The sequence below is a fragment of the Methylobacterium sp. A52T genome (assembly GCF_053346095.1).
Window position 1 is genome coordinate 74,967 of record NZ_JBKFBI010000002.1, and the last position, 22,320, is coordinate 97,286.

At 70.4% G+C, this 22,320-nt stretch carries 23 protein-coding genes; 17 read left to right on the forward strand and 6 right to left on the reverse strand.

From position 1 onward, the window contains the following. Positions 1-389: 389 nt before the first annotated feature. The 16 genes from ACLBYE_RS01090 to folK all read left to right on the forward strand — a co-directional run bounded on the left by ACLBYE_RS01090 (position 390) and on the right by folK (position 14,109). Positions 390-1,460, forward strand: coding sequence for a formyltransferase (locus ACLBYE_RS01090; protein ID WP_447692683.1), 1,071 nt, complete (start codon positions 390-392; stop codon positions 1,458-1,460). Then, the gene (locus ACLBYE_RS01095) at positions 1,454-3,100 is read left to right on the forward strand and encodes a formylmethanofuran dehydrogenase subunit A (RefSeq protein ID WP_447692684.1); all 1,647 of its coding nucleotides are present in this window, start codon (positions 1,454-1,456) and stop codon (positions 3,098-3,100) included. The genes ACLBYE_RS01090 and ACLBYE_RS01095 overlap by 7 nt, the downstream gene beginning before the upstream one ends. A gap of 27 nt (positions 3,101-3,127) precedes the next feature. Next, positions 3,128-4,075, forward strand: a complete 948-nt coding sequence (gene fhcD, locus ACLBYE_RS01100) for a formylmethanofuran--tetrahydromethanopterin N-formyltransferase (protein WP_020091835.1) — start codon at positions 3,128-3,130, stop codon at positions 4,073-4,075. 3 nt (positions 4,076-4,078) lie between these two features. Then, positions 4,079-4,873: a formylmethanofuran dehydrogenase subunit C gene (locus ACLBYE_RS01105; protein ID WP_447692685.1), complete on the forward strand. Its 795-nt coding sequence runs from the start codon at positions 4,079-4,081 to the stop codon at positions 4,871-4,873. A gap of 84 nt (positions 4,874-4,957) precedes the next feature. After that, positions 4,958-5,164 carry a hypothetical protein gene (locus tag ACLBYE_RS01110; RefSeq protein ID WP_012317529.1) on the forward strand — a complete coding sequence of 69 codons (207 nt, stop codon included), beginning with the start codon at positions 4,958-4,960 and terminating at the stop codon, positions 5,162-5,164. A gap of 78 nt (positions 5,165-5,242) precedes the next feature. Beyond that, positions 5,243-6,901, forward strand: a complete 1,659-nt coding sequence (locus tag ACLBYE_RS01115) for an ATP-binding protein (protein ID WP_447692686.1) — start codon at positions 5,243-5,245, stop codon at positions 6,899-6,901. Next, entirely contained in the window at positions 6,898-7,602 is a 705-nt protein-coding gene (locus ACLBYE_RS01120) for a response regulator transcription factor (protein WP_020091831.1), read from the forward strand. Before ACLBYE_RS01115 ends, ACLBYE_RS01120 begins: the two co-directional genes overlap by 4 nt. Positions 7,603-7,826: 224 nt before the next feature. Continuing rightward, positions 7,827-7,916, forward strand: coding sequence for a pyrroloquinoline quinone precursor peptide PqqA (gene pqqA / locus ACLBYE_RS01125; RefSeq protein ID WP_012317526.1), 90 nt, complete (start codon positions 7,827-7,829; stop codon positions 7,914-7,916). A 33-nt stretch (positions 7,917-7,949) separates the two neighbouring features. After that, entirely contained in the window at positions 7,950-8,849 is a 900-nt protein-coding gene (gene pqqB, locus ACLBYE_RS01130; RefSeq protein ID WP_447692687.1) for a pyrroloquinoline quinone biosynthesis protein PqqB, read from the forward strand. Between the two features lie 186 nt (positions 8,850-9,035). Beyond that, positions 9,036-10,121 (forward strand): pyrroloquinoline-quinone synthase PqqC, encoded by a 1,086-nt coding sequence (gene pqqC / locus ACLBYE_RS01135; RefSeq protein ID WP_447692688.1) that lies wholly within the window; start codon positions 9,036-9,038, stop codon positions 10,119-10,121. Then, positions 10,118-11,263 (forward strand): pyrroloquinoline quinone biosynthesis protein PqqE, encoded by a 1,146-nt coding sequence (gene pqqE / locus ACLBYE_RS01140; protein WP_447692689.1) that lies wholly within the window; start codon positions 10,118-10,120, stop codon positions 11,261-11,263. Before pqqC ends, pqqE begins: the two co-directional genes overlap by 4 nt. Then, positions 11,260-11,985, forward strand: a complete 726-nt coding sequence (locus ACLBYE_RS01145; protein ID WP_447692690.1) for a hypothetical protein — start codon at positions 11,260-11,262, stop codon at positions 11,983-11,985. The genes pqqE and ACLBYE_RS01145 overlap by 4 nt, the downstream gene beginning before the upstream one ends. Further along, a complete protein-coding gene (locus ACLBYE_RS01150) occupies positions 11,966-12,328 on the forward strand; it encodes a hypothetical protein (RefSeq protein ID WP_091678351.1) in 363 nt (120 codons plus the stop codon). Before ACLBYE_RS01145 ends, ACLBYE_RS01150 begins: the two co-directional genes overlap by 20 nt. Before the next feature lie 97 nt (positions 12,329-12,425). Beyond that, positions 12,426-13,262 carry a dihydropteroate synthase gene (folP, locus tag ACLBYE_RS01155; protein WP_447692691.1) on the forward strand — a complete coding sequence of 279 codons (837 nt, stop codon included), beginning with the start codon at positions 12,426-12,428 and terminating at the stop codon, positions 13,260-13,262. 2 nt (positions 13,263-13,264) lie between these two features. Next, positions 13,265-13,642, forward strand: coding sequence for a dihydroneopterin aldolase (gene folB / locus ACLBYE_RS01160; RefSeq protein ID WP_020091824.1), 378 nt, complete (start codon positions 13,265-13,267; stop codon positions 13,640-13,642). Beyond that, the gene (gene folK, locus ACLBYE_RS01165; RefSeq protein ID WP_132366958.1) at positions 13,639-14,109 is read left to right on the forward strand and encodes a 2-amino-4-hydroxy-6-hydroxymethyldihydropteridine diphosphokinase; all 471 of its coding nucleotides are present in this window, start codon (positions 13,639-13,641) and stop codon (positions 14,107-14,109) included. The genes folB and folK overlap by 4 nt, the downstream gene beginning before the upstream one ends. A gap of 30 nt (positions 14,110-14,139) precedes the next feature. Here the strand turns inward: folK and xoxJ are convergent, their stop codons facing one another. The 6 genes from xoxJ to ACLBYE_RS01195 all read right to left on the reverse strand — a co-directional run bounded on the left by xoxJ (position 14,140) and on the right by ACLBYE_RS01195 (position 20,331). Next, entirely contained in the window at positions 14,140-14,985 is an 846-nt protein-coding gene (gene xoxJ / locus ACLBYE_RS01170; protein ID WP_244526844.1) for a rare earth element methanol dehydrogenase accessory protein XoxJ, read from the reverse strand. After that, positions 14,985-15,596, reverse strand: a complete 612-nt coding sequence (locus tag ACLBYE_RS01175; RefSeq protein WP_447692692.1) for a c-type cytochrome, methanol metabolism-related — start codon at positions 15,594-15,596, stop codon at positions 14,985-14,987. The genes xoxJ and ACLBYE_RS01175 overlap by 1 nt, the downstream gene beginning before the upstream one ends. 133 nt (positions 15,597-15,729) lie before the next feature. After that, a complete protein-coding gene (xoxF1, locus tag ACLBYE_RS01180; protein WP_447692693.1) occupies positions 15,730-17,535 on the reverse strand; it encodes a lanthanide-dependent methanol dehydrogenase XoxF1 in 1,806 nt (601 codons plus the stop codon). A gap of 704 nt (positions 17,536-18,239) precedes the next feature. After that, on the reverse strand, positions 18,240-18,527 hold the full coding sequence (locus ACLBYE_RS01185; RefSeq protein WP_020091819.1) for a hypothetical protein: 288 nt from the start codon (positions 18,525-18,527) through the stop codon (positions 18,240-18,242). Between the two features lie 110 nt (positions 18,528-18,637). Then, positions 18,638-19,825 (reverse strand): ribonuclease D, encoded by a 1,188-nt coding sequence (gene rnd, locus ACLBYE_RS01190; protein WP_447692694.1) that lies wholly within the window; start codon positions 19,823-19,825, stop codon positions 18,638-18,640. A 107-nt stretch (positions 19,826-19,932) separates the two neighbouring features. Continuing rightward, positions 19,933-20,331 carry a hypothetical protein gene (locus tag ACLBYE_RS01195; protein ID WP_020091817.1) on the reverse strand — a complete coding sequence of 133 codons (399 nt, stop codon included), beginning with the start codon at positions 20,329-20,331 and terminating at the stop codon, positions 19,933-19,935. A 144-nt stretch (positions 20,332-20,475) separates the two neighbouring features. Between ACLBYE_RS01195 and aspS the strand changes: the two genes are divergently transcribed. After that, entirely contained in the window at positions 20,476-22,320 is a 1,845-nt protein-coding gene (gene aspS, locus ACLBYE_RS01200; protein WP_447692695.1) for an aspartate--tRNA ligase, read from the forward strand.

A 22,320-nucleotide genomic window follows, 5' to 3' on the forward strand; every position in this document is an offset into this window, starting at 1 on the left:
CTCGAATCCCGCCTCGAATCCCGCAGGTCCGGCCCCTGCGCGGCGCGCTTTTCACACGCGGCCCGGACCCGGGCAACGTGGACGCGCGCGGATCGTGCCCGCCGACGGCGCAGGACTGATCGATCGCGGAGAGCGCGCGCGGCGGTGAAGCGATACCCGCGATTCACTTCCCGACGCGCATCGCCGCCGAACCCCCTTGCCGCGGTGCGCGGATGAAGGCAAACCTAGGCCCGCGACGGCGCGCCGAGTTTGCCGCCTGCCCGGACATGCCGGGCGGATGAGCCATTCCGATTCGGTGGGGAACCCTCGGGCTCGAGGGGCACCCGCTTCGTCCGGTCTTACGGCCGTCGCCCGCTCCGAAACCAAGCAAGAACGTTGCGAGAGGGAGCATGGCAGCCTGGGTGAAGGGTGGCGCGACGGACGCGGGCACCGCCATCGAGGCGGCCGCATCCCTCCTCGCCAGTGCGCGCGCGCCGGTGATCGCCGGCCTCAGCGCCGACGTGGCCGCGATCCGCGCGGCCTACGATCTCGCGGGGCGCATCGGCGCCTCCGTCGACACCGCCGGCTCGGCCGGCACCTACGCGGACCTCGGAGCGCTGAGCCGGGTCGGGGCGCTGACCTCGACGCCCGCCGAGGCCGTCGGGCGCGCCGACGTGGTGCTGGTGGTCGGCGCCGCCCCCTGGCAGGCGCCGCTCCTGAAGCGCCTCGTCGACGGCAAGCCCGGCCGCGGTCGCGCCGCCGGGTCGGACCGCACCCTGCTGGCCGTCGGCGCCAACGCCACCGCGTCCCTGTCCTGGCCGGCCGAGGGCGGGCTGACCGAGGCGGTCGGCGTGCTGCGCGCCCACGCCCGCGGCCACCTCGCCGGCGATGATCTCCCCGGCCAGATCGCCGCCCGGCTCGCCGCCGCGCAGTACGGAATCCTCCTCTACGACGCCGCCGAACTCGGCGAGGTCGGCATCGAGATGCTCCAGGGCCTCGCCATGGAGCTCAGCGAGACGACCCGCTGCTTCACCCTCGCGGTCGGCGGCACCGGCCAGGACCGGGCGGTGGTGCCGGTCTCGGCCTGGCTCACCGGGCAGGCGCCGCGCAGCGGCTTCGGGCGCCGCGTGCCCGAGCACGATCCCTGGCGCTTCGACGCTGCCCGGCAGGTCGCCGCCGGCGAGGTCGACGCCGTTCTCTGGCTCGGCGCCGTCCCGGTGTCGCGCCCGGACTGGCTGTCGAACGTCCCCTCCGTCGCGCTGGTCGCGGACGGTGAGGCCGGGGCCGCCGAGGTGGTGATCGCGGTCGGCCAGCCCGGCCGCGACCACGGCGGCGTGTTGTGGAACGAGCAGCGGGCCGCGCTGACCTTCTGGCCGGCCTCGTCGCCGTCGGATCTGCCGTCGGCCGCGTCGGTGCTGGGTGCCCTGAAGGAGCGCCTGGTCACGGGCCCGGCCGCGTCGAGGAGTGAACCCGCATGCTGAGCGTGATCCGGGGCGGGCGCGTCGTCGATCCGACCGCGTCCCGCGATTCCGTGGGCGACGTCTGGATCGAGGACGGCCGCGTGATCGATCCGCCGGGCCGCGAGCCTGACGCCGTGATCGACGCCGCGGGCTGCGTGGTGATGGCCGGCGGCGTCGAGGTGCACTCGCACATCGCCGGCGGCAACGTGATCACCTCGCGGCTGCTGCTGCCGGACCTCTACGTCAGCGAGGCGGCGCCCGACGGCCATTCCTTCGCCCACGCGGGCGGGGCGGCGGCCTGGATCGGCTCGACCTACGCGCGGATGGGCTACACCACGGCCGTCGAGCCGGCGATGCCGCCAACCCACGCGCTGGGCACGCAGCTCGAGCTCGCCGACATCCCGCTGCTCGACCGCGGCGCCCTCACCGTGATGGGCAACGACGACCAGCTCCTGCAGCTCCTGCGCGAGGGCCAGGGCGGCAATGCCGTGCGCGACCTCGTCGCCCTGTCGGTCGCCCAGTCGCGCGGCCTCGGGGTCAAGTGCATCAACGCCGGCGGCGCCTCGGCCTTCAAGGACGGGGCCCTGCGCCTCTCCCTCGACGACGAGATCCCCTGCTACGGGCTCTCGACCCGGCAGATCATGGGTTCGCTCCTCGACGCGGTCGAGCAGATCGGCGTCCCGCACCCGCTGCACGTCCACTGCAACAACCTGGGCCTGCCCGGGGCCGACGACAGCTTCATGGCGACGCTCGACGCGGCCGAGGGACGGCGCATCCACTTCGCCCACGCGCAGTTCTACGCCTACGGCGCGGTCGACCCGGCCAATCCCGGCACCGGCGGCTTCCGCTCGGCCGCCGAGCGGATCGCGCAGGCGATCACCGACAACCCGAACGCCACCCTCGATATCGGGCAGGTCGTGTTCGGCCAGACCGTGACGGTGTCCCTCGACATCCTCCGCCAGTTCGCCGGCCGGAAGGGCGCCAAGCCGAAGAAGTGGGTCCTCAACGCGGGCGACGCCGAGGGCGGCGGGGTGGTGCCGTTCCTGTACCGGCCCCGGGGCCCGACCAGCTCGCTGCAATGGGCGATCGGCCTGGAGATCATGCTGCTCTCCACCGACCCGGAGCGGACGATCCTGACCACCGACCACCCGAACGGCGGCCCGTTCACCCAGTACCCGCGCATCATCCACCTGCTGATGGACAAGTCGGAGCGCGACCGCGAGATCGCGACGCTGCCGAGCGTGGTCGGCGAACGGTCGAGCCTCCCGGGGCTGGAGCGCGAGTACACGCTCTCGGAGATCGCGCAGCTGACCCGGTCCGGACCGGCGAAGCTCCTCGGCCTCGCCGACCGCGGCCACCTGCGGGCCGGCGCCCGGGCCGACGTCGCGGTCTACCGCGACGACGCGAACCGCACCGCGATGTTCACCGCCGCCAAGCTCGTCCTCAAGGACGGCGTGCCGATCGTCGAGGACGGCGAGGTCGTGGAGTGGCGCGCCGGCCGCACGCTGTCGCTGACCGTCGAGTCCGACAAGGCCATGGCGAGGCGCGCCGACACCTACCTCACGGAGCGGTTCGGCGAGGGCCTCGACAGCTTCGCCGTGCCCGACGCGGCCTTCGCCGAGGGCCGGGAGAACTTCGAGGCGGTGCCATGCCGGGCGTGATCAGCGGGGCGAGCCGCGGGAAGTACGATGTCTGACCTCACCCTCAACGGCATCCCGGTCGTCGACACCTTCGCGGAGGCGTTCGACGTGGCCGGCACGGCCATCATCGTCACGAACGACACCGCCAAGTGGGCGATGATCGCCGCGACCACGATGACCGGCTTCGCCACCTCGGTGATCGGCTGCGGCGCCGAGGCCGGCATCGACGCCGAGCTGTCGCCCGAGGAGACGCCGGACGGCCGGCCGGGCGTGCGCATCCTGCTGTTCGGCTTCGAGCCGAACGGCCTCAAAGACCAGCTGATCAAGCGCGTCGGCCAGTGCATCCTCACCTGTCCGGGCACCGCCTGCTACGCGGGCGTCGACGGGCCGACCAAGATCAAGCTCGGCGGCGCGATCCGCTATTTCGGCGACGGGTTCGCGGTGGCCAAGCGCCTGCCCGACGCCACCGGCAAGGCCCGGCGCTACTGGCGCATTCCGGTGATGGACGGCGAGTTCCTCTGCGAGGATTCGGTCCGGGCCGTCGACGGCGCGGTCGGCGGCGGCAACCTGCTGTTCCTCGGGCGGAACCACGCCGAGACGCTCAAGGTCGCCGAGATCGCCGTCGAGGCCGCCAAGGCGGTCCCGGGCGCGATCCTGCCGTTCCCGGGCGGCATCGTCCGCTCCGGCTCCAAGGTCGGCGGCCGGACCAAGGGCATGATGGCCTCGACGAACGACGCCTACTGCCCGACCCTGAAGGGCCGCGCCGGCTCGGCGCTCCCGGCCGAGTGCGGCGTGGTGCTGGAGATCGTGATCGACGCCCTCACCTCGCAGGGCGTGTCCGACTCGATGCGCGCCGGCCTGCACGCCGCCACCGAGATCGGCGGCAAGCACGGCCTGATCGCCGTCACGGCCGGCAATTACGGCGGCAATCTCGGCCGCCACCACTACCACCTGCGCGACCTGATCGCGCGCGACAGCGCCAAGCCGGAGGGCTGAGCCGTGAGCACCCTCACCCTGCGCGCGGCCCCGCCCGAGCGCCTGGACCTCCTGAACGTCAACCCGCGGGCGCTCGGCCGCCTGTCCCAGGGCGAGGCCGAGCGCCTCGAGATCGGGACGACCCGGACCGGCGTGCGCCTCGGCGACTGCTTCGCGGTTGCGCTGGACGGCTCCGACACCCTGACCATCGAGGGCGGCCACGAGCGCCTCGACCGGGTCGGGGCGTCGCTGTCCGAAGGTACGATCCGGGTGACCGGCGATGTCGGCCAGCGCCTCGGCGCCGGCATGGCGGGCGGCAGCCTGACCGTCACCGGCCATGCCGGGCCCTACGCGGCCTCCGGCGCCACCGGCGGCACGATCACCGTCGAGGGCGATGCCGGGGATTATGCCGGCGGCGCGGTCTACGCCGCGAAGGCCGGCCTCGACGGCGCGACGCTGATCATCCGCGGCAGCGCCGGCGCCCATCTCGGCGACCGGATGCGGCGCGGGACGATCGTGGCCGGGCGCGCGGGCGCCTTCGCGGGCTCGCGCATGATCGCCGGCACCCTGGCGGCGCTCGCGGTGGGCGATCATCCCGGCTTCGGCATGCGCCGCGGGACGCTCCTCGTCGGCAGCCACGGCCGGATCTCGCCGACCTTCGTGGAGACCGGGACGCACGACCTCGTGTTCCTGCGGCTGCTGGCCAAGGCCCTGCGCGGCCTCAGCGCCGAGCACGCCGACCTCCTCGGCAAGCCGCTGCGCCGCTATTCCGGCGACCTCGCGACGATCGCCAAGGGCGAGATCTGGGTCGCGGCCTGACGCCGCCTGGGCAAGGGGCGTGGACGCGTCCTATGCTCCCCGCCAAGCCGGCCCGCACGAGGCCGGCAGCCCGGGGAGGCGCCCATGCTGCTTCTGCTGTCGATCTGTCTCGTCGCCCAGCCCTCGACCTGCCGCGAGGACCGGATCGAGATGTCCTTCGAGAAATCGAGTCCCTTCGTTTGCCTGCGCAACTCGCAGAGCGCGCTCGCGACGTGGCAGGCGGCCCACCCGGAATGGCACGTGGAGCGGTGGCGCTGCGCCGCGAAGGGCAGCCTGCCGAAGGATCTGTGACGGGTCCTTGGTTCGGCGCTCCGGCGGTGCCATGCTCGGGCCCGCCTGCACGGCGGGATTGAGGGCGGGACGGGGACGATGCGCTCGCTGAAGGTCCGCTTCGCGCTGCTGCTCGGCGGCACCGCCATCGTGGTGATGCTGGCCGCTGCGGCCGCGCTGGCCGCGATCGGCGCGGCGGAGCGCACCGTCGACCGGACCCTCGAGGCCCAGCGGCGCCTGGAGCTGCTGGCCGAGCTGTCCGGCCGCCTCACGCAGTTCGGTCTCGCGGCGGTGGAGACGGTCGGCAATCCCGACGGCCAGCCCGAGGCGATGGCGATCGCCCGCGACAACGCCGACCGCGCCCTGACCACCGTGGACGAGGCGCTCGCCAAGAGCTTCCCGCCGAGCGACGACCCGGCCGACCGGATGCAGTACGCCGCCCGCACCCGTCCCATGGCGCAGCTGCGCGCGGCGCGCGCGGTGCTGGACCGGCAGGTGTCGCTGATCAGCCGCCAGACCGAGCCGGAGCGGCGCCAGGACGCGATCAAGGGCGCGCTCAACGGTTTCGGTGCCATGACCGGGCAGCCGCTCTCCTTCCTGATCGAGGCCGAGCGGCGCAGCATGGCGCTCGGTTCCGAGGAGGCCCGGGCGCTCTCGGAGCGCCTGCGGGTGGCCGCGGCCGCCGCGGTGGCCGCGGCCCTGGTGCTGCTGGCGATCCTCTACCGCGGCGTCACCCGGCCGACCCTGGCCCGCATCGAGGAGGTCCGCCGCGCCGCGAGCGCCATCGGCCACGGTGCCCTGGACACGCGCCTCTCCGTCGCCACGCGGGACGAGCTCGGCCTGCTCATGACCAACGTCAACCGCATGGCCGCCCGCCTCGCCCGGCGGGAGTCGCGGGTCGCGGCCGACCGCGCGGCGCTGGAGGACACCGTGGCGGCGCGGACCGCGGATCTGCGCGCCGCCAACGCCCGACTCGAGGCCGTCGATCAGTCCCGCCGCCGCTTCTTCGCCGATGTCAGCCACGAGCTGCGCACGCCGCTGACGGTGATCCTGGGCGAGTGCGACCTCGCCCTGCGCGGCGCGTCCCGGGGCGCCGATCCGGGACCGGTCTTCGCGACGATCAAGAAGCGGGCGCAGCGCCTCAAGCTGCGCGTCGAGGACCTCCTGCGCGTCGCGCGCTCGGAATCCGGCGAGATCGCGTTCGACAAGCGCCGTCTGGGTCTGGCCCAGGTCCTCGCGGAGGCGGTGGACAACATGAGCTCCGAGGCGGCGCGCCGCCGCGTCGGCCTCACCCTCGATCCCGGCTGCCGGGACGTCGAGTGCCTCGCCGACCGCGAGTGGATGCGCCAGACGGTCGAGAGCCTCGTCGACAACGCGCTCCGCCACGCCGCCGGCCTCACCCGGGTCGAGGTCGCCCTGTCGGCAGGGCCCGGGCTGGTCGGACGGATCACCATCACGGATGACGGACCGGGCTTCGGCGCGTCGGAGGACGCGCTGTTCGAGCGCTTCAAGCGCGGCTCGGGCGCCGGACCGGACGAGACCGGGTTCGGCATCGGGCTCGCGCTGGCGCGGTGGATCGTGGAGCAGCACGGCGGCACGATCCGGCTCGGTCCCGGGGCGGACGGGCGCGGGGCCCGGGTCACCCTGGACATCCCGGCCTGCGATCCGGCATGGGAGACGGGCCCGGTCGACGGCGCAGCCGTTGGCGCCGAATTGGGCGCTCAACTGGGCGCGCAGGTGAAGGAGTCGGCCGCATGACGCGGATCCTGATCGTCGAGGACGATATCGACATCCGCGGCCTCCTCGCCCGGGGTCTCGAGGCCGAGGGATTCGAGGTCGGGACGGCGGCTTGCGTCGACGAGGCCCTGAAGGCCGCCCACGACCCGGCCCCCGGCGCCGTGCTGCTCGACATCAACCTCCCGGACGGTTCGGGCCACGACGTCTGCCGGTCCCTGCGCGAGGGCGGCTTCCCGGGCGCGATCCTGTTCCTCTCGGCCCGCGACGAGATCCGCGACCGGGCCGAGGGCCTGGCGCTCGGCGCCGACGACTACATCATCAAGCCCTTCGAGTTCGACGAGCTGGTGGCCCGCCTGCGCACCCACCTGATGCGCCGCGAGCAGGCGGAGGCGCCGCGCTCGCGCATCACCGCCGGCAAGCTGATGCTCGACCTCGAGACCCGGCAGGCGAGCTGCGGCGAGGCGAGCGCCCGCCTCACGCCCCGCGAGGCCGACCTCCTCGCCATGCTGATGGAGAATATCGGCAAGCCGGTCTCGCGCGCCGACATCTTCGACCGGCTGTGGGCCAGCCAGGGCGGGCTCTCCCTCAACGTGGTCGACGTCTATATCGGCTACCTGCGCTCCAAGATGGCCGATTTCGTGCGCTACGGCGGGCCCGGCCTCGTCACCGTGCGGGGTAAAGGTTTCATGCTGGAACTGCGCGGTCCCGACTTCCGGCAGTAGGCCCCTGTACTTTAGTCGCAGGTCCGCCCATTTCGCGATGGGTTCCGGACGCTTAGGAAGTCTCTCACGAAAAATTTGGGAGGATCCGGCAACTTAGTGCTTGAAGCCCGCGCGTGAATCGTCGATACCTCTCCGGCGCCGGAAATGAGAGCGCCATCAGTGTCTTAGGGTCCTCTTAGGAACCGCGTGACACTCGGTGTAGATGTTGCCTGAGGAGAAACACCATGAAGTGGGCTGCCCCGATCGTGTCCGAGATCTGCGTCGGCATGGAAGTGACGAGCTACGAGTCGGCCGAGATCGACACCTTCAACTGAGTTTCACGGGCCGGGGATCTCGGGAGCCGCACCATGCGCGTCGTGATCCTCGGTTCCGCGGCCGGCGGCGGCCTTCCCCAGTGGAATTGCCGCTGCCCCATCTGCACGCTGGCGCGGTCCGAGCCGGACCGGGTGCGGCCCCGGACCCAGTCGAGCATCGCGGTCTCCGCGGACGGGTCGGATTGGCTGCTGATCAACGCCTCGCCGGATATCCGGCAACAGCTCTTCGACAATGCGCAGATGCATCCGCGCGAGGGCCTGCGCCACTCGCCGATCCGCGCCGTGCTCCTGACCAACGGCGACGTCGACCATGTCGCGGGTCTCCTGACCCTGCGCGAAGGTCAGCCTTACACCCTCTACGGCACGCGCGGGATCCTCGATTCGGTCAACGCCAACCGCGTCTTCGACGTGATGGCCGAGGGCGTCGTCGCCCGTCAGCCGATCGGCATGGACCAGCGCTTCGAGCCCCTCCCCGGCCTGTCGGTCACCCTCTTCCCGGTCCCCGGCAAGGTGCCGCTCTGGCTCGAGGACGAGACCATGCAGATCGGCGCCGAGACCGAGACCACGGTCGGCGCCCTGATCGAGGCCGGCGGCCGGCGGCTCGCCTACATCCCCGGATGTGCCCGGGTGACGGACGGTCTGCGCGCGCGGATCGCGGGCGTCGACGCGCTGCTGTTCGACGGAACCGTCCTGCACGACGACGACATGATCCGGGCCGGCGTCGGCACCAAGACCGGCTGGCGCATGGGCCACGTGCCGATGCGCGGCGAGAACGGTTCGATCGACGCCCTGGCTTCGGTCGAGATCGGGCGCCGCGTCTTCGTGCACATCAACAACACGAACCCGGTCCTGGTCGAGGGCTCGCCGGAGCGGGCCGATGTCGAGGCGGCCGGCTGGACCGTGGCGCATGACGGGCTGAGCCTGACGCTCTAGGGCGGGGCGCCGACGGCCCGCCGGATCTGGGCGCCGCGGCCGAATGCGCGGCCGACGGGCGCCGTCGACGGTTGGGCGCCCGGGGGGACGGCACTATATCGTGGCTGAGCCCGGACAGTCGCCCCGCGCACGAGGGCGGGATCGGAACACAGGAAACGCGACCTGAGGACGGACGCCGGACACGCCATGAACGCCATTTTCCCGACCCCCGATGCCGCCGACAGCCAGCGTCTCCTGAGTCCCGAGGAACTGGAGGCGGCCCTGCGCGACATCGGCGCGCGCCGCTACCACAACCTGCACCCGTTCCACCGGCTGCTGCACGACGGCAAGCTGTCGAAGGACCAGGTCCGGGCCTGGGCGCTGAATCGCTACTACTACCAGGCGATGATCCCGGTGAAGGACGCCGCCGTGCTGGCGCGGATGACCGACGCGTCGCTGCGGCGGATCTGGCGCCAGCGGATCGTCGACCACGACGGCGACCACGAGGGCGACGGCGGCATCGAGCGCTGGCTCAAGCTGGCCGAGGGCGTCGGCTTCGACCGCGACTACGTGCTGTCGACCCGCGGCATCCTGTCGGCCACGAAGTTCTCGGTCGAGGCCTACGTCCACTTCGTCTCCGAGCGGTCGCTCCTGGAGGCGATCGCCTCGTCGCTGACCGAGATGTTCTCGCCGACGATCATCTCCGAGCGCGTCGCCGGGATGCTGAAGAACTACGACTTCATCACCAAGGACACGCTGGCCTATTTCGACAAGCGCCTGACCCAGGCACCGCGGGACGCGGATTTCGCCCTGGACTACGTCAAGCAGCACGCCACGACGCCGGAGCTGCAGCGGCAGGCGATGGCGGCGCTGACGTTCAAGTGCACCGTGCTGTGGACGCAGCTCGACGCCCTGTACTTCGCCTACGTGGCCCCCGGCATGGTCCCGCCGGACGCGTGGCAGCCCGGTGAGGGTCTGGTCGCAGAGGTGTCGCCGGCCCGGCCGGGTGCGACCGGCGGGAAGATGGCGGCCGGCGACCGCCCGCGGCTGCCGCGCGGCGTCCGGCTGCGCAACGACGAGACCCGCGGCAAGTGGGTCCTGCTCGCACCCGAGCGCACCTTCGACCTCGACGACAACGCCGTGGCGGTCCTGAAGCTCGTGGACGGCGCGCGCAGCGTCGCCGACATCGCGGACGAGCTGGGCAAGACCTACGCGGCCGATCCCCGCGCCATCGAGGCCGACATCCTGGTGATGCTCGACGGCCTCGCGGAGAAACGGGTTCTCGAGCGATGAACGCGCTGACGCCGAACCGCCCCGACGCCCCGGCCCCGGTCGGTCTGCTCGCCGAGCTGACCCATCGCTGCCCGCTGCGCTGCCCGTACTGCTCGAACCCGCTGGAGCTCGACCGCCGGTCGGGCGAGCTCGACACGCGGACGTGGCAGCGCGTGCTCGGGGAGGCCGCGGCGCTCGGCGTCCTGCACGTGCACCTGTCCGGCGGCGAGCCGACGGCGCGCAACGACATCGTCGAGATCACCAAGACCTGCGCCGATCTCGGCCTGTACTCGAACCTGATCACCTCCGGCGTCGGCGGGGCGCTCGCCAAGCTGCAGGACCTCTACGACGTCGGGCTCGACCACGTTCAGCTGTCGGTGCAGGGCGTCGACGCGCAGAACGCCGAGAAGATCGGCGGCCTGAAGAACGCCCAGCCGCAGAAATTCGCGTTCGCCGCCAAGGTGGTCGAGCTCGGCCTGCCCCTCACGCTGAATTCGGTGATCCACCGCGGCAACATCCACGAGGTGGCGGGCTTCATCGATCTCGCGGTGAAGATGGGCGCCAAGCGGCTCGAGGTGGCGCACACGCAGTATTACGGCTGGGCCTACGTCAACCGCGCCGCCCTGATGCCCGACAAGGCGCAGGTCGACGAGTCGATCCGGATCGTCGAGGCGGCCCGGGAGCGCCTGAAGGGCCAGCTCGTCATCGACCTCGTCGTGCCCGACTACTACGCGAAGTACCCGAAGGCCTGCGCGGGCGGCTGGGGCCGCAAGCTGATGAACGTCACGCCCCAGGGCAAGGTCCTGCCCTGCCACGCGGCCGAGACGATCCCGGGGCTGGAGTTCTGGAACGTCAACGACCGCTCGCTCGGCGAGATCTGGCGCGACTCGCCGGCCTTCACGGCCTATCGCGGCACCGACTGGATGAAGGAGCCCTGCCGCTCCTGCGACCGGCGCGAGAAGGACTGGGGCGGCTGCCGCTGCCAGGCACTCGCGCTCGCCGGCGACGCGGCCGCCACGGACCCGGCCTGCTCGCTCTCGCCGCTCCACGCCAAGGTGCGGGCGCTCGCCACCGAGGAGGCGGCCGAGAACCCGCCCGACTACGTCTACCGGACGATCGGCAGCAACGTCCGGTCGCCGCTCAAGGAGGAAGTGAACTCGTGAGAAGTCTTGTCGTGAGGGGCCTCGCCGCGACGTCGGTCGCGCTGGCCCTGGCCGCGCTGCCGGCCCTCGCCGAGGACGCGCCGAAGCCCGCCACCGTTACCCCGGCGAATGCCGCCGCCCCGCCCTCCGCGGCGGATCTGCTGTTCGACCAGCCGCACATGAAGAACACGGCGCCGGGCTCGACGCTGACCTACGATTACCTGCGCCGCTCGGGGATCTCCAAGGGGCCGTTCGGGGCGCCGCTGGAGGACACGGTCCAGCTGAAGGTGACGCCGGGGAAGACCGCCGAGGGCCGCGACATCAGCGTCGTGATGTTCTCCGGGCTAAACCGGATGCCGGCCGGTCCGTTCGAGGATATGTCCGGCAACCCGGTCGTCTCGCTGTTCCTGGAGAACCATCTCCGGGCCGTCGCGAAGGTGCTGGAGGCGAACCCGCGCTACCTCAAGCTCGCGATCCGCAAGGGCCTGCGCGAGAAGGCGACGGTGACGCCGACCAAGGTGGATATCGGCGGCCGCGAGGTCGACGGCTGGCGCGTGGTCACGAAGCCGTTCGCGGGCGACGCGATGGCGCAGCGCATGCGCGGCATGGACGACATGACCTATACCTTCGTCACCGCGCCCTCGGTCCCGGGCGAGATCGTCTCGATCGAGGCGTCGTCGAAGAGCCCGGACGGCGGCGAGCTGCTTGAGGAGAAGTTGAGCTATGATCAGAAGGCTGGCTGAACGGGGCGCGCTGGCCGCCCTCGCCCTGACGCTGTCGGGCCTGGCCGGCTGGGCCGCCGAGGAGAACGACTACCCGACCGACGCGCGGGTCGATTACGTGTTCGGCTGCATGGCCGCCAACGGCCAGACCCGCGAGAGCCTGCAGAAATGCTCGTGCTCGCTGGACCAGCTCGCCGCGATCCTCCCGTACGACAAGTACGTCCAGGCGAGCACAGTGCTCTCGATGCGGCAGGGCATCGGCAACCGGGCGAACGAGTTCAAGTCGACCAAGATCTTCGACGACAAGGTCGCGGAGCTGCGCCGCGCCCAGGCCGAGGCCGAGATCCGCTGCTATCACGGCTGACGCGCAGGTCTGAGCCGCACGGCGAGGCCGGCGTTGCGCCGGCCTCCCGATTCGCGCACACCGGCTCCCGAACCGCGCTCGTGAACGGGACCCGCCTGTGACCCCCTCTTCCCGCCTGTCCGACCTGCTGCCGGCCCTCGGCGGCCGCACGCTGGTCATGGGCATCCTCAACGTCACGCCCGATTCCTTCTCCGACGGCGGCCTGTTCGCCGGGGAGGCCGAGGCCGTGGCCCAGGCCGAGCGGCTGGTCGCCGAGGGGGCGGCGATCCTCGACGTCGGCGGGGAATCGACGCGGCCCGGCCACGTTCCGGTCCCCGCCGAGGAGGAGCAGGCGCGCGTCGTGCCGGTCATCCGGGCCGTTGCGCCGCGGCTGCCGGTGCCGATCTCGATCGACACCTACAAGGCCTCGACCGCGCGCGTCGCGCTCGAGGCCGGCGCGCGGATCGTGAACGACGTCTGGGGCCTCCAGCGCGAGCCCGACATCGCCAACGTCGCGGCCGCCCACGGCGCGCCGGTCATCATCATGCACAACCGCGAGACGATCGAGCCGGAGCTCGACATCGTCGCCGACATGCTGGCCTTCTTCGAGCGGTCCCTCGCGATCGCCCACCGGGCGGGCCTCGCGGATTCCGAGATCGTGCTCGACCCGGGGGTCGGGTTCGGCAAGACCTGGAATCAGCATCTCGAGGCGCTGCGGCGGCTGCCCGAGATCCGCGCCCTCGGCTTTCCGGTCCTCGTCGGCGTCTCGCGCAAGTCGCTCCTCGGACGCCTGCACGACCGCGAGACCCGTCCGGCGGACCGCCTGCACGGGTCCCTCGCCGCCCACGCCGTCGCGGCGACCCTCGGGGCCGACATCGTGCGCGTGCACGACGTGGCCGCGCATATCGACGCGATGCGCGTCGTCGACGCCGTGATGCGGCCGGAGGCGCGCTGAGCATGGCGGGCGACCTGATCCGCGTCACCCGGATCGCCGTGTTCGGCCGGCACGGCGTGCTGGCCGAGGAGGCGGTGCTCGGTCAGCGCTTCTACATCTCCCTCGAAGCGGAACTCGATCTCGGCCCGGCGGGCCGCTCCGACGACGTGGCCGGCACGGTGAGCTACGCGGATCTCACGGCGGTGGCCGTCGCGATCGCCACCGAGCGCCGGTTCAACCTGATCGAGGCCCTGGCCGAGACGGTCGCCGCGGAGATCCTCGCGCGCTTCGCGCAGGTCGACGCCATCACCGTGCAGGTCGACAAGCCGAGCGCGCCCGTCCCCGCCATCCTGGACAGCGTCGGCGTGGCGATCACGCGCCGACGCGGAGCCGGTCGATGAGGGCGTATCTCGGCATCGGCAGCAATGTCGGCGACATGGCCGCCATGCTCGACCGCGCGGTCACCGGTCTCGCCGCGATCCCGGGCATCGACGTCGTGGCGCGCTCGGCCGACTACCGGACCCCGCCCTGGGGCAAGACCGACCAGCCGTGGTTCCTCAACGGGGCCGTGGCGGTCGAGACCGACCTCGATCCGCACGGGCTGCTCGACGCCTGCCTGCGGGTGGAGCACGACCTCGGCCGGATCCGCGAGGAGCGCTGGGGGCCCCGTGTGATTGACATCGACGTCCTGGCCTACGAGGGCGCCAGCATCGACGACGCGCGCCTCGTCCTGCCGCACCGCTACGTGCGCGAGCGGGCCTTCGTGCTCGTCCCGCTGGCGGAGATCGCGCCCGACCTCGTCATCGGCGGCGAGCGCGTGGTAGACGCCCTGGCGAAGCTCGACTCGACCGGCATCGCGCGCGCCTGATGGTGGCACGCGCGGCGACTGCGGCGCGCGTCAGCGCTCGCCGGGGGCGACGAGCTTGTTCTCTTCCTCGTCGAGGAGCGGCACGTCGTAGTCGCGCAGGACCTTGTCGATGTCGGCCTTGCGCTTGCGCAGGATGGTGTTCAGCGAGCGCTTCCAGTCGTTCTCGCCGATCCGGACACCCATGGCGATCCGGTACGCCATCGGCGGACGCTCCGGCTCCTTGAGCAGCGGCACGACGCTCATGGGCGTGCCGGACTGCTTGGCGAGCCAGCCCGCGGCCGGGCCCCAGAGGACGGCCGCGTCGATCTCCTTCGCGGCCAGGGCCGCGACGATCTCGGCAGCGACCGTCTGGTGCTTGCGGGACGGGTCGAGCTGGTAGGGTGCGTAGGCCTTCATGGCCGAGACGAGGCCCAGTTCGCCCATCCGGTTGACCGGCGGCGTCCCGGCGATCACGCCGATGCTCTTGCCCTTCAGCCGCGGGTCGTCGAGGGCCGTCACCCCGTCGAGTTCGCCCGCGCGGGTGACCAGCGTGTAGGCCGATCGATAATAGGGATTGGTGGTCTGGACGAGGTCGCTGCCGAAGGCCTGGCCCATGATGACGTCGCACAGACCGGTTCCGAGCGTGTTGCGCACGAAGCCCGGACCCTGCGTCAGCCAGTAATAGCGGACCTTGATCTTCAACTCGTCGGCGATGATCGCCGCGATCTTGTTCTCGAAGCCGTCCTCCTTGCGTTCGGAGAACGGCATGTTGCCCGGATCACCGCAGACGCGCAGAACGTCCGTGGTGACGGTATCCGGCAGATGCTGGGCGAGCGCGCCCTGCGCCCCGAAGACGGTCAGGGCGCAGAGAACGGCGATCCGGGCAGGAGACGACATCAGCCGCCCATGCATTCCTTCTCCGCCTTCTTGGCGGTCTCGGGCTTGCCCTCGTGCTCAGAGGGACGGATACGCCCGATCGCGCCGGAGGCGCGCGCCTTGAGGTAGACGTAGAGGTCGTCCGAGTAGCACATGACGTTCTTGTTGTCGCCGAAGGCCGGCATGACCTTCTGCTCGGCGGCGTTCACTTCCTGCTTGCCGCCCGCCAGGATGCCGATGAACTCCTCGTAGGAGAGGTGCTTCAGCGAGTCCTTGAGGGCCGGCGCGTAGGTCGAGCCCATGCCGTCCGGGCCGTGGCAGACGTGGCACTCGGCGTGATAGCGGCGGTAGCCCGAGTAGGTGTACCAGTCGAGCATCTTGCCGTCCTGGGTCACGTGGAACGTCGGGTGGCCCTCGGCGTCGAAGTACTTGCCGTCGTCGACCTTCACGGCCGCGTCCTTCTTCAGGAGCTTCTCGTCCTGCTCGGCGGTCTTGTCGTTCGCGTTCAGCGAATTCGCCAGCTTGGGGTCGGCGGGCTTGGCATCCTCAGCATGTACGGCAACCGTCGAGACGGTCGCTAGGGCGAGGGCGGCGATAACCGGCCGCGTTACGATCTTGCTGAGGTTGAGCAACGCATGTGTCTCCCTTGATCGAGGCTCTTGGTCTCCCTCCGAGACGCAGCCTCTTGCGAGAAAGTCTAATCACAAGGATGCCGGCGCGGGAACCCGCGCCGGCACCATTTTTCACTTCAAACCCTGCGGCCGATTAGTTCGGCAGGGCGAAGACCGTCAGCTGACCGCCGAGGTTGGTGTACTGCGACAGAGCCGCGTAGCCACCCACCGCGCCGAGGCCGGCGTTCGGGTCGGTCAGGCCGGCCGCGAGGCCGATGCCGGCCCAGCCGCCGACGCCCGAGAGGACGCCCACGTACTGCTTGCCCTTGTGCTGGTAGGTCATCACGTTGCCGATGATGCCCGACGGGGTCTTGAACTTGAACAGCTCCTTGCCGGTCTTGTCGTCGACCGCCTTCAGGTAGCCCTCAAGCGTGCCGTAGAACACGACGTCGCCAGCGGTGGCCAGAGCACCGGACCACACCGAGAACTGCTCGGGGTTCGTCCACTTGATCTTGCCGTTGACGCCGTCCCACGCGATGAAGTTGCCCATGCCGCCGTGCGAGTTCGGGGCCGGGTACATCGAGAGGGTCGCACCGACGTAGGGCTGGCCCGGGGTGTAGGTCACCCGGAACGGCTCGTAGTCCATGCAGACGTGGTTGGTGGGCACGTAGAACAGGTTGGTCTTCGGCGAGAAGGCCGCAGGCTGCTGATCCTTGGTGCCCAGCGCCGCCGGGCAGATGCCCTTGGAGTTGGTGTCCTCACCGTTCTGCTCGGTCGAGTACTTCGACACGACCAGCGGCCGGCCGTAGTTCTTCGAGCCCTTGTCCATGTCGACCTTGGTCGCCCAGTTGACGGCCGGGTCGAACTTCTCGGCGACGAGGAGGGTGCCGTCCGCGCGGTTCAGCGTGTAGCCGAAGCCGTTACGGTCGAAGTGGGTCAGGAGCGGCTGCTCCTTGCCGTCGATCTTCTGATCCGTGAGGATCATCTCGTTGATGCCGTCGTAGTCCCACTCGTCGTGGGGGGTCATCTGGTAGACCCACTTGGCCATGCCGGTGTCCGGGTTACGCGCCCAGATGGTCATGGACCACTTGTTGTCGCCCGGACGCTGCTTGGGGTTCCAGGTCGAGGGGTTGCCCGAGCCGTAGTACATCAGGTCGAGCTTGGGGTCGTACGAGAACCAGCCCCAGGTGCAGCCGCCGCCGGTCTTCCACTGATCGCCTTCCCAGGTCTTCAGCGAGGAATCCTTGCCGATCGGCTTGCCGAGCGAGGTGGTCTTCTCCGGGTCGACGATCAGCTGATCGTCCGGGCCCTCGGAGTAGCCGCGCCACACCTTCTTGCCGGTCTTCAGGTCGTAGGCGGTGACGTGGCACTGCACGCCGAACTCGCCGCCCGAGATGCCGACGATGACCTTGTCCTTGACCGGCAGAACCGTCGCGGTGTTGGTCTCGCCCTTCTTCGGGTCGCCGTTCACGACCGACCAGTTGACCTTGCCGGTCTTGGCGTCGAGCGACACGAGGGTGGTGTCGGCCTGGTGCAGGAGGATGGCGCCGTCGGCGTAGGCCAGACCACGGTTGACCGTGTCACAGCACATGACCGGGATCACGGACGGATCCTGCTTCGGCTCGTACTTCCAGAGGATCTTCGCGTCGTGGTCGAGATCGAGGGCGTACACGATGTTCGGGAACGGCGTGTGCACGTACATGATGTTGCCGACGACGAGCGGCGAGCCCTCGTGGCCGCGCAGCACGCCGGTCGAGAACGTCCAGGCGACCTGCAGGTCCTTGACGTTCTTGGCGTTGATCTGGTCGAGCTTCGAGTAGCGCGTATTCGCGTAGTCTACCGTCTGAAGAACCTGTTCCGCCGGGTTGGCGATGCCCTTCATGACGCTTTCATTGGCCAGCGCCGGCGCGGCGACGGCCGCGACACCTGCGCCGAGCGCAAGGAGATGTACCGCTCTCATGGGTTCCTCCGACAAGTCTTGAGAGTTCTCACGGCGCGCGAAGAGAGTGGCGTCGCTCGGACTCCGACCTGACTGTTTGCGACAGGGATGGACGCCTCGGTAGCGGGCATAGTGGACTTCGAGGAGATCTACTGATCCCCTAGCCAGGAGCCGCCATCCCTGAGGCGTCTCCCTCGAAACCGAGGCTTGCCCGGACCTTAAGAGATTTTTGAGCGCCGTCAACTCGCTGTTCGACGCCTGTGGGCACACGGTGAAAGCTTCTTTTCGGGTGACACAGGCACGACGGATGTCATGCGTTTGCGAAAAGAAATGTTGCGACGCACAAGAGAGGCCGGCTCCTCTGACCCCGGTCTCACGGGGATGTGTCCGTTTCCCATGCAGACCTTGCAAACAGGCGAGCTTTGCTGCGCTTAAGCATGCGTCCCCCGCGCGGTGAGCGGGATTTAGGCAGGTCCGGTCGCACGGCCGTGGCGGATCCCCGGACTGCACTGCAAGACGCTTCGGCGGCTATATGTTGCCGAATTTTCCCGAAAGCCCGGTCTGCGCCCAGTCGCCGCATCCCGTTCTTCCGCGGATCCCCGCCGGATCGGTGGGGTTCGCGCGCGGCAAATTGCCGAATCATCCCGTTTTTGAGAATCGGGATGGGTCGCGCGCGCGGACCAATTTGGTCTTTCTTGGAATCTGCGGAACGGCTTTTGCCGCTATCAGACCGCGCCGACCGGCCCGGTGCTCTCGAACTCCGCAGTGTCGCCGATCAGGTCGGTCACGGAGATGTTGAGACGACGGCCGTTGGACAGACGGAGCTGGGCATCCGGCTCGAGCCAGACCGGCCGCAGGCCCGCGTAGCTGCCGTACAGATTGCCGTAGGCGACGACACCGCCTTCGCGCCTCTCGACCACAACCCGGTAGCGGACGCGGACGGCCTCACACCCTTCGGCCGACACGAGACCGCGCCCGGTCAGCGTCTTGAGGATCTCGTTCGGCTCGAACATACGCGGGACGCAGGGGCGGGATTAAGCGGCAACACGATTGCCATTTAATCCCGGACCCGCGGCGAGTCACGCCCGCCAGTGCGGTTTGTGCGATCAGCGCCGCCGCGGCGTCATTCGTCCGGGTCGCCGCCGCCGCCGACAGGTTCGGCCTCCAGGGGACGGACCACGATGCGACCGGACTCGACCGAGAGGGCCAGCCGTCCCTGCTTCAGCGCCAGCGCCTTCTCGCCGAACAGCGTCCGGCGCCAGCCCTGCAGCGCCGGGACCTCGGCGTCGTCGTCGTCGGCGACCGCTTCCAGATCGTCGACCGTGGCGATGATCTTCGGCGCCACGCCCTCGGCCTCGCAGACCGCCTTCAGCAGGACCTTCAGGAGCTCGACGATCGCGCCGTTGCCGCCGCTCCGCCGCACGCGCTCGGGCATCCGCACGGCGCTCGTGTCGCGGGCGAGACCGCGCTCCACGGCGGCGACGATGTCGGCCCCGGTCCGGGAGCGCTCGAAGCCCGCCGGGATCGTCCGCAGCCGCCCGAGCGCCTCCGCGCTCCGCGGCGCCGCCGACGCGATATCGATGACCGCCTCGTCCTTCAGGACGCGCCCGCGCGGCACGTTGCGCGTCTGCGCCTCGCTCTCGCGCCAGGCCGCGACCTCCATCAGCACGGCGATCTCCCGCGGCTTGCGCATGCGGCCGGAGAGGCGGCGCCACGCCTGCGCGGGATCGGCGCGGTAGGTCTCGGGGGATGTCAGCACCGCCATCTCCTCGTCGAGCCAGGCGCCGCGGTCGGTCCGCAGCAGCTCGGCGACGAGGACTTCGTAGATCTTCACCAAGTGGGTGACGTCGGACAGCGCGTAGGTCAGCTGCGCCTCCGAGAGCGGGCGCCGCGACCAGTCGGTGAAGCGGGAGGACTTGTCGATCTTGGCCTTCGCGACGTCGTTGACGAGCTGCTCGTACGAGACGGAATCGCCGTAGCCGCAGACCATGGCGGCGACCTGCGTGTCGAAGAACGGGTGCGGCAGGATTCCGCCGATCAGCCAGATGATCTCCAGGTCCTGGCGGGCGGAGTGGAACACCTTGACGGTGCCCTCGTCGGACATGAGGGCGATGAACGGCCCGAGGTCGATCCCCGGCGCCAGCGGATCGACCAGGACGCCGGTCCCGTCCGGTGCCGCCATCTGGATCAGGCACAGTTTCGGATAATACGTCGTCTCGCGCATGAACTCCGTGTCGACGGTCACGAAGGGCTGCTCGGCGAGACGTGTGCAGATCTGGCACAGCGCGTCAGTGGTGGTGATCAGGTCCATGCACCGGCTATACGCAACCGCGGCGGACATGGGGAGACGCGGCTTCGCAGGTCCCCATCTTTCACGCATTCACGCGCGACCGTTCACGCGCGACGCGGCGACCGCGATCACGCCACGGCCGCGACCGCCGCCTTCCGGCGCGCCCGCGCCTGCCGGCGGATCCGCAGCGCGTCGGCCCGACGCTGGGCCTCGGCGCGCGCGAGCAGGCGGTCGAGGATGCCGGTCTCGATCCGCTCGCCGGTGGCCCCGTCGACGAGGCGGCGGATCCGGTCGACCCGGAACCCGCGATAGCCGCCGCGCCGGGCATCGATGCCGCCGAGCAGCGTCCGCCCCGGCCCGAGCCTGAGTTCGCGGGCGTCGAGGGAGCGGTTGCTCCAGGCCCCGGCCGCGTCCTCGTAGACGAGGTCGAACCGGCCCTCGAGGGGCAGCGTCCGCCACCCGGCCGCGGCGCGTTCGGGCGCCGCCTTCGCGGGGCGCTCCAGATCGAAAAAGAGGTTGTCGTTCATTGGGATGATATGGGGATTCGGGGTCTCCTGCGGTAGGCCGGCGGGCGAGTCGCGCGCGGCTTTCGGCGCCGTTCTGCCCGCCCCGCGCTTGACTTGGGGGGCCTCGCGTGAATGGTGCCGGCCTTCCCACAGAAGAAGCCCGTCATGCACCGTTACCGTTCCCACACCTGCGGGGCGCTTCGCCCGTCCGACGTCGGGCAGAGTGTCCGCCTCTCCGGCTGGTGCCACCGCATCCGCGACCACGGGGGCGTGCTGTTCGTCGATCTGCGGGACCATTACGGCCTGACCCAGTGCGTGATCGATTCCGATTCCCCGGCCTTCAAGGCCGCCGAGGCCGTGCGCTCGGAATGGGTCGTGCGGATCGACGGGCGCGTGCGCACGCGCCCGGCCGGCACCGAGAATGCCGAGCTGCCGACCGGCGCGGTCGAGGTCTACATCGACGACCTCGAGGTGCTGGGGCCGGCGGGCGAGCTGCCGCTGCCGGTCTTCGGAGACCTCGAGTATCCGGAGGAGACGCGGCTCCGGTACCGCTTCCTCGACCTGCGCCGGGAGAAGCTCCACGCCAACATCATGAAGCGCGGCGCGATCATCGACTCGCTCCGCCGCCGGATGCGCGAGGGCGGCTTCTTCGAGTTCCAGACCCCGATCCTGACAGCCTCGTCGCCCGAGGGCGCCCGCGACTACCTCGTGCCGTCGCGCGTCCATCCCGGCAAGTTCTACGCGCTCCCGCAGGCGCCGCAGCAGTTCAAGCAGCTGACGATGATCGCGGGCTTCGACCGCTACTTCCAGATCGCGCCCTGCTTCCGCGACGAGGACGCCCGCGCCGACCGCTCGCCGGGCGAGTTCTACCAGCTCGACATCGAGATGAGCTTCGTCACCCAGGAGGACGTGTTCCAGGCGGTGGAGCCGGTGCTGCGCGGCGTGTTCGAGGAGTTCGCCGAGGGCAAGCGCGTCACCGGGGAATTCCCGCGGATCACCTACGCGGACTCGATGCTGAAGTACGGTGTCGACAAGCCGGACCTGCGCAACCCGCTCATCATAGCCGACGTCTCCGACCTGTTCGCCCGCGAGGACGTGGCGTTCAAGGCGTTCAAGGGCGTGGTCGCCTCGGGCGGCGTCGTCCGGGCGATCCCGGCGACCGGCGCGGCGAGCCAGCCGCGCTCGTTCTTCGACAAGCTCAACGACTGGGCCCGCTCCGAGGGCGCGCCCGGACTCGGCTACGTCGTGTTCGAGGAGGAGAACGGCGCGCTCACCGGCAGGGGGCCGATCGCCAAGTTCATCCCGGCCGAGGTTCAGGCCCTGATCGCCGAGCGCTCCGGCGCGAAGGCGGGCGACGCCGTGTTCTTCTCCGCCGGCCCGGAGGCCAAGGCGGCCGGGCTCGCCGGCAAGGCGCGCGTCCGGATCGGCGACGAGTTGGGCCTCTGCGACAAGGACCAGTACGCGTTCTGCTGGATCACCGACTTCCCGATGTACGAGTGGAGCGAGGAGGAGAAGCGGATCGACTTCTCCCACAACCCGTTCTCGATGCCGAACATCGACCGCGAGGAGTTCCTCGCGCTCGACCTCGACGCCCTCGCGAGCGAGGACGAGAACGGCGTGAACACCAAGCGGATCCTCGGGATCAAGGCGTTCCAGTACGACATCGTCTGCAACGGCGTGGAGCTGTCCTCGGGCGCGATCCGCAACCATCGTCCGGACGTGATGGAGAAGGCCTTCGCCATCGCGGGCTACGGCCACGAGGTGCTGGAGCAGAAGTTCGGCGGCATGCTCAACGCCCTGCGCATGGGCGCCCCGCCGCACGGCGGCATCGCGCCGGGCGTGGACCGCATCGTCATGCTCCTGTGCAACGAGCCGAACATCCGCGAGGTGGTGCTGTTCCCGATGAACCAGCGCGCCGAGGACCTGATGATGGGCGCGCCCTCCGAGGCGACCCCCAAGCAGCTGCGCGAGCTTCACATCCGCCTCAACCTGCCCGAGAAGAAGGCCTGA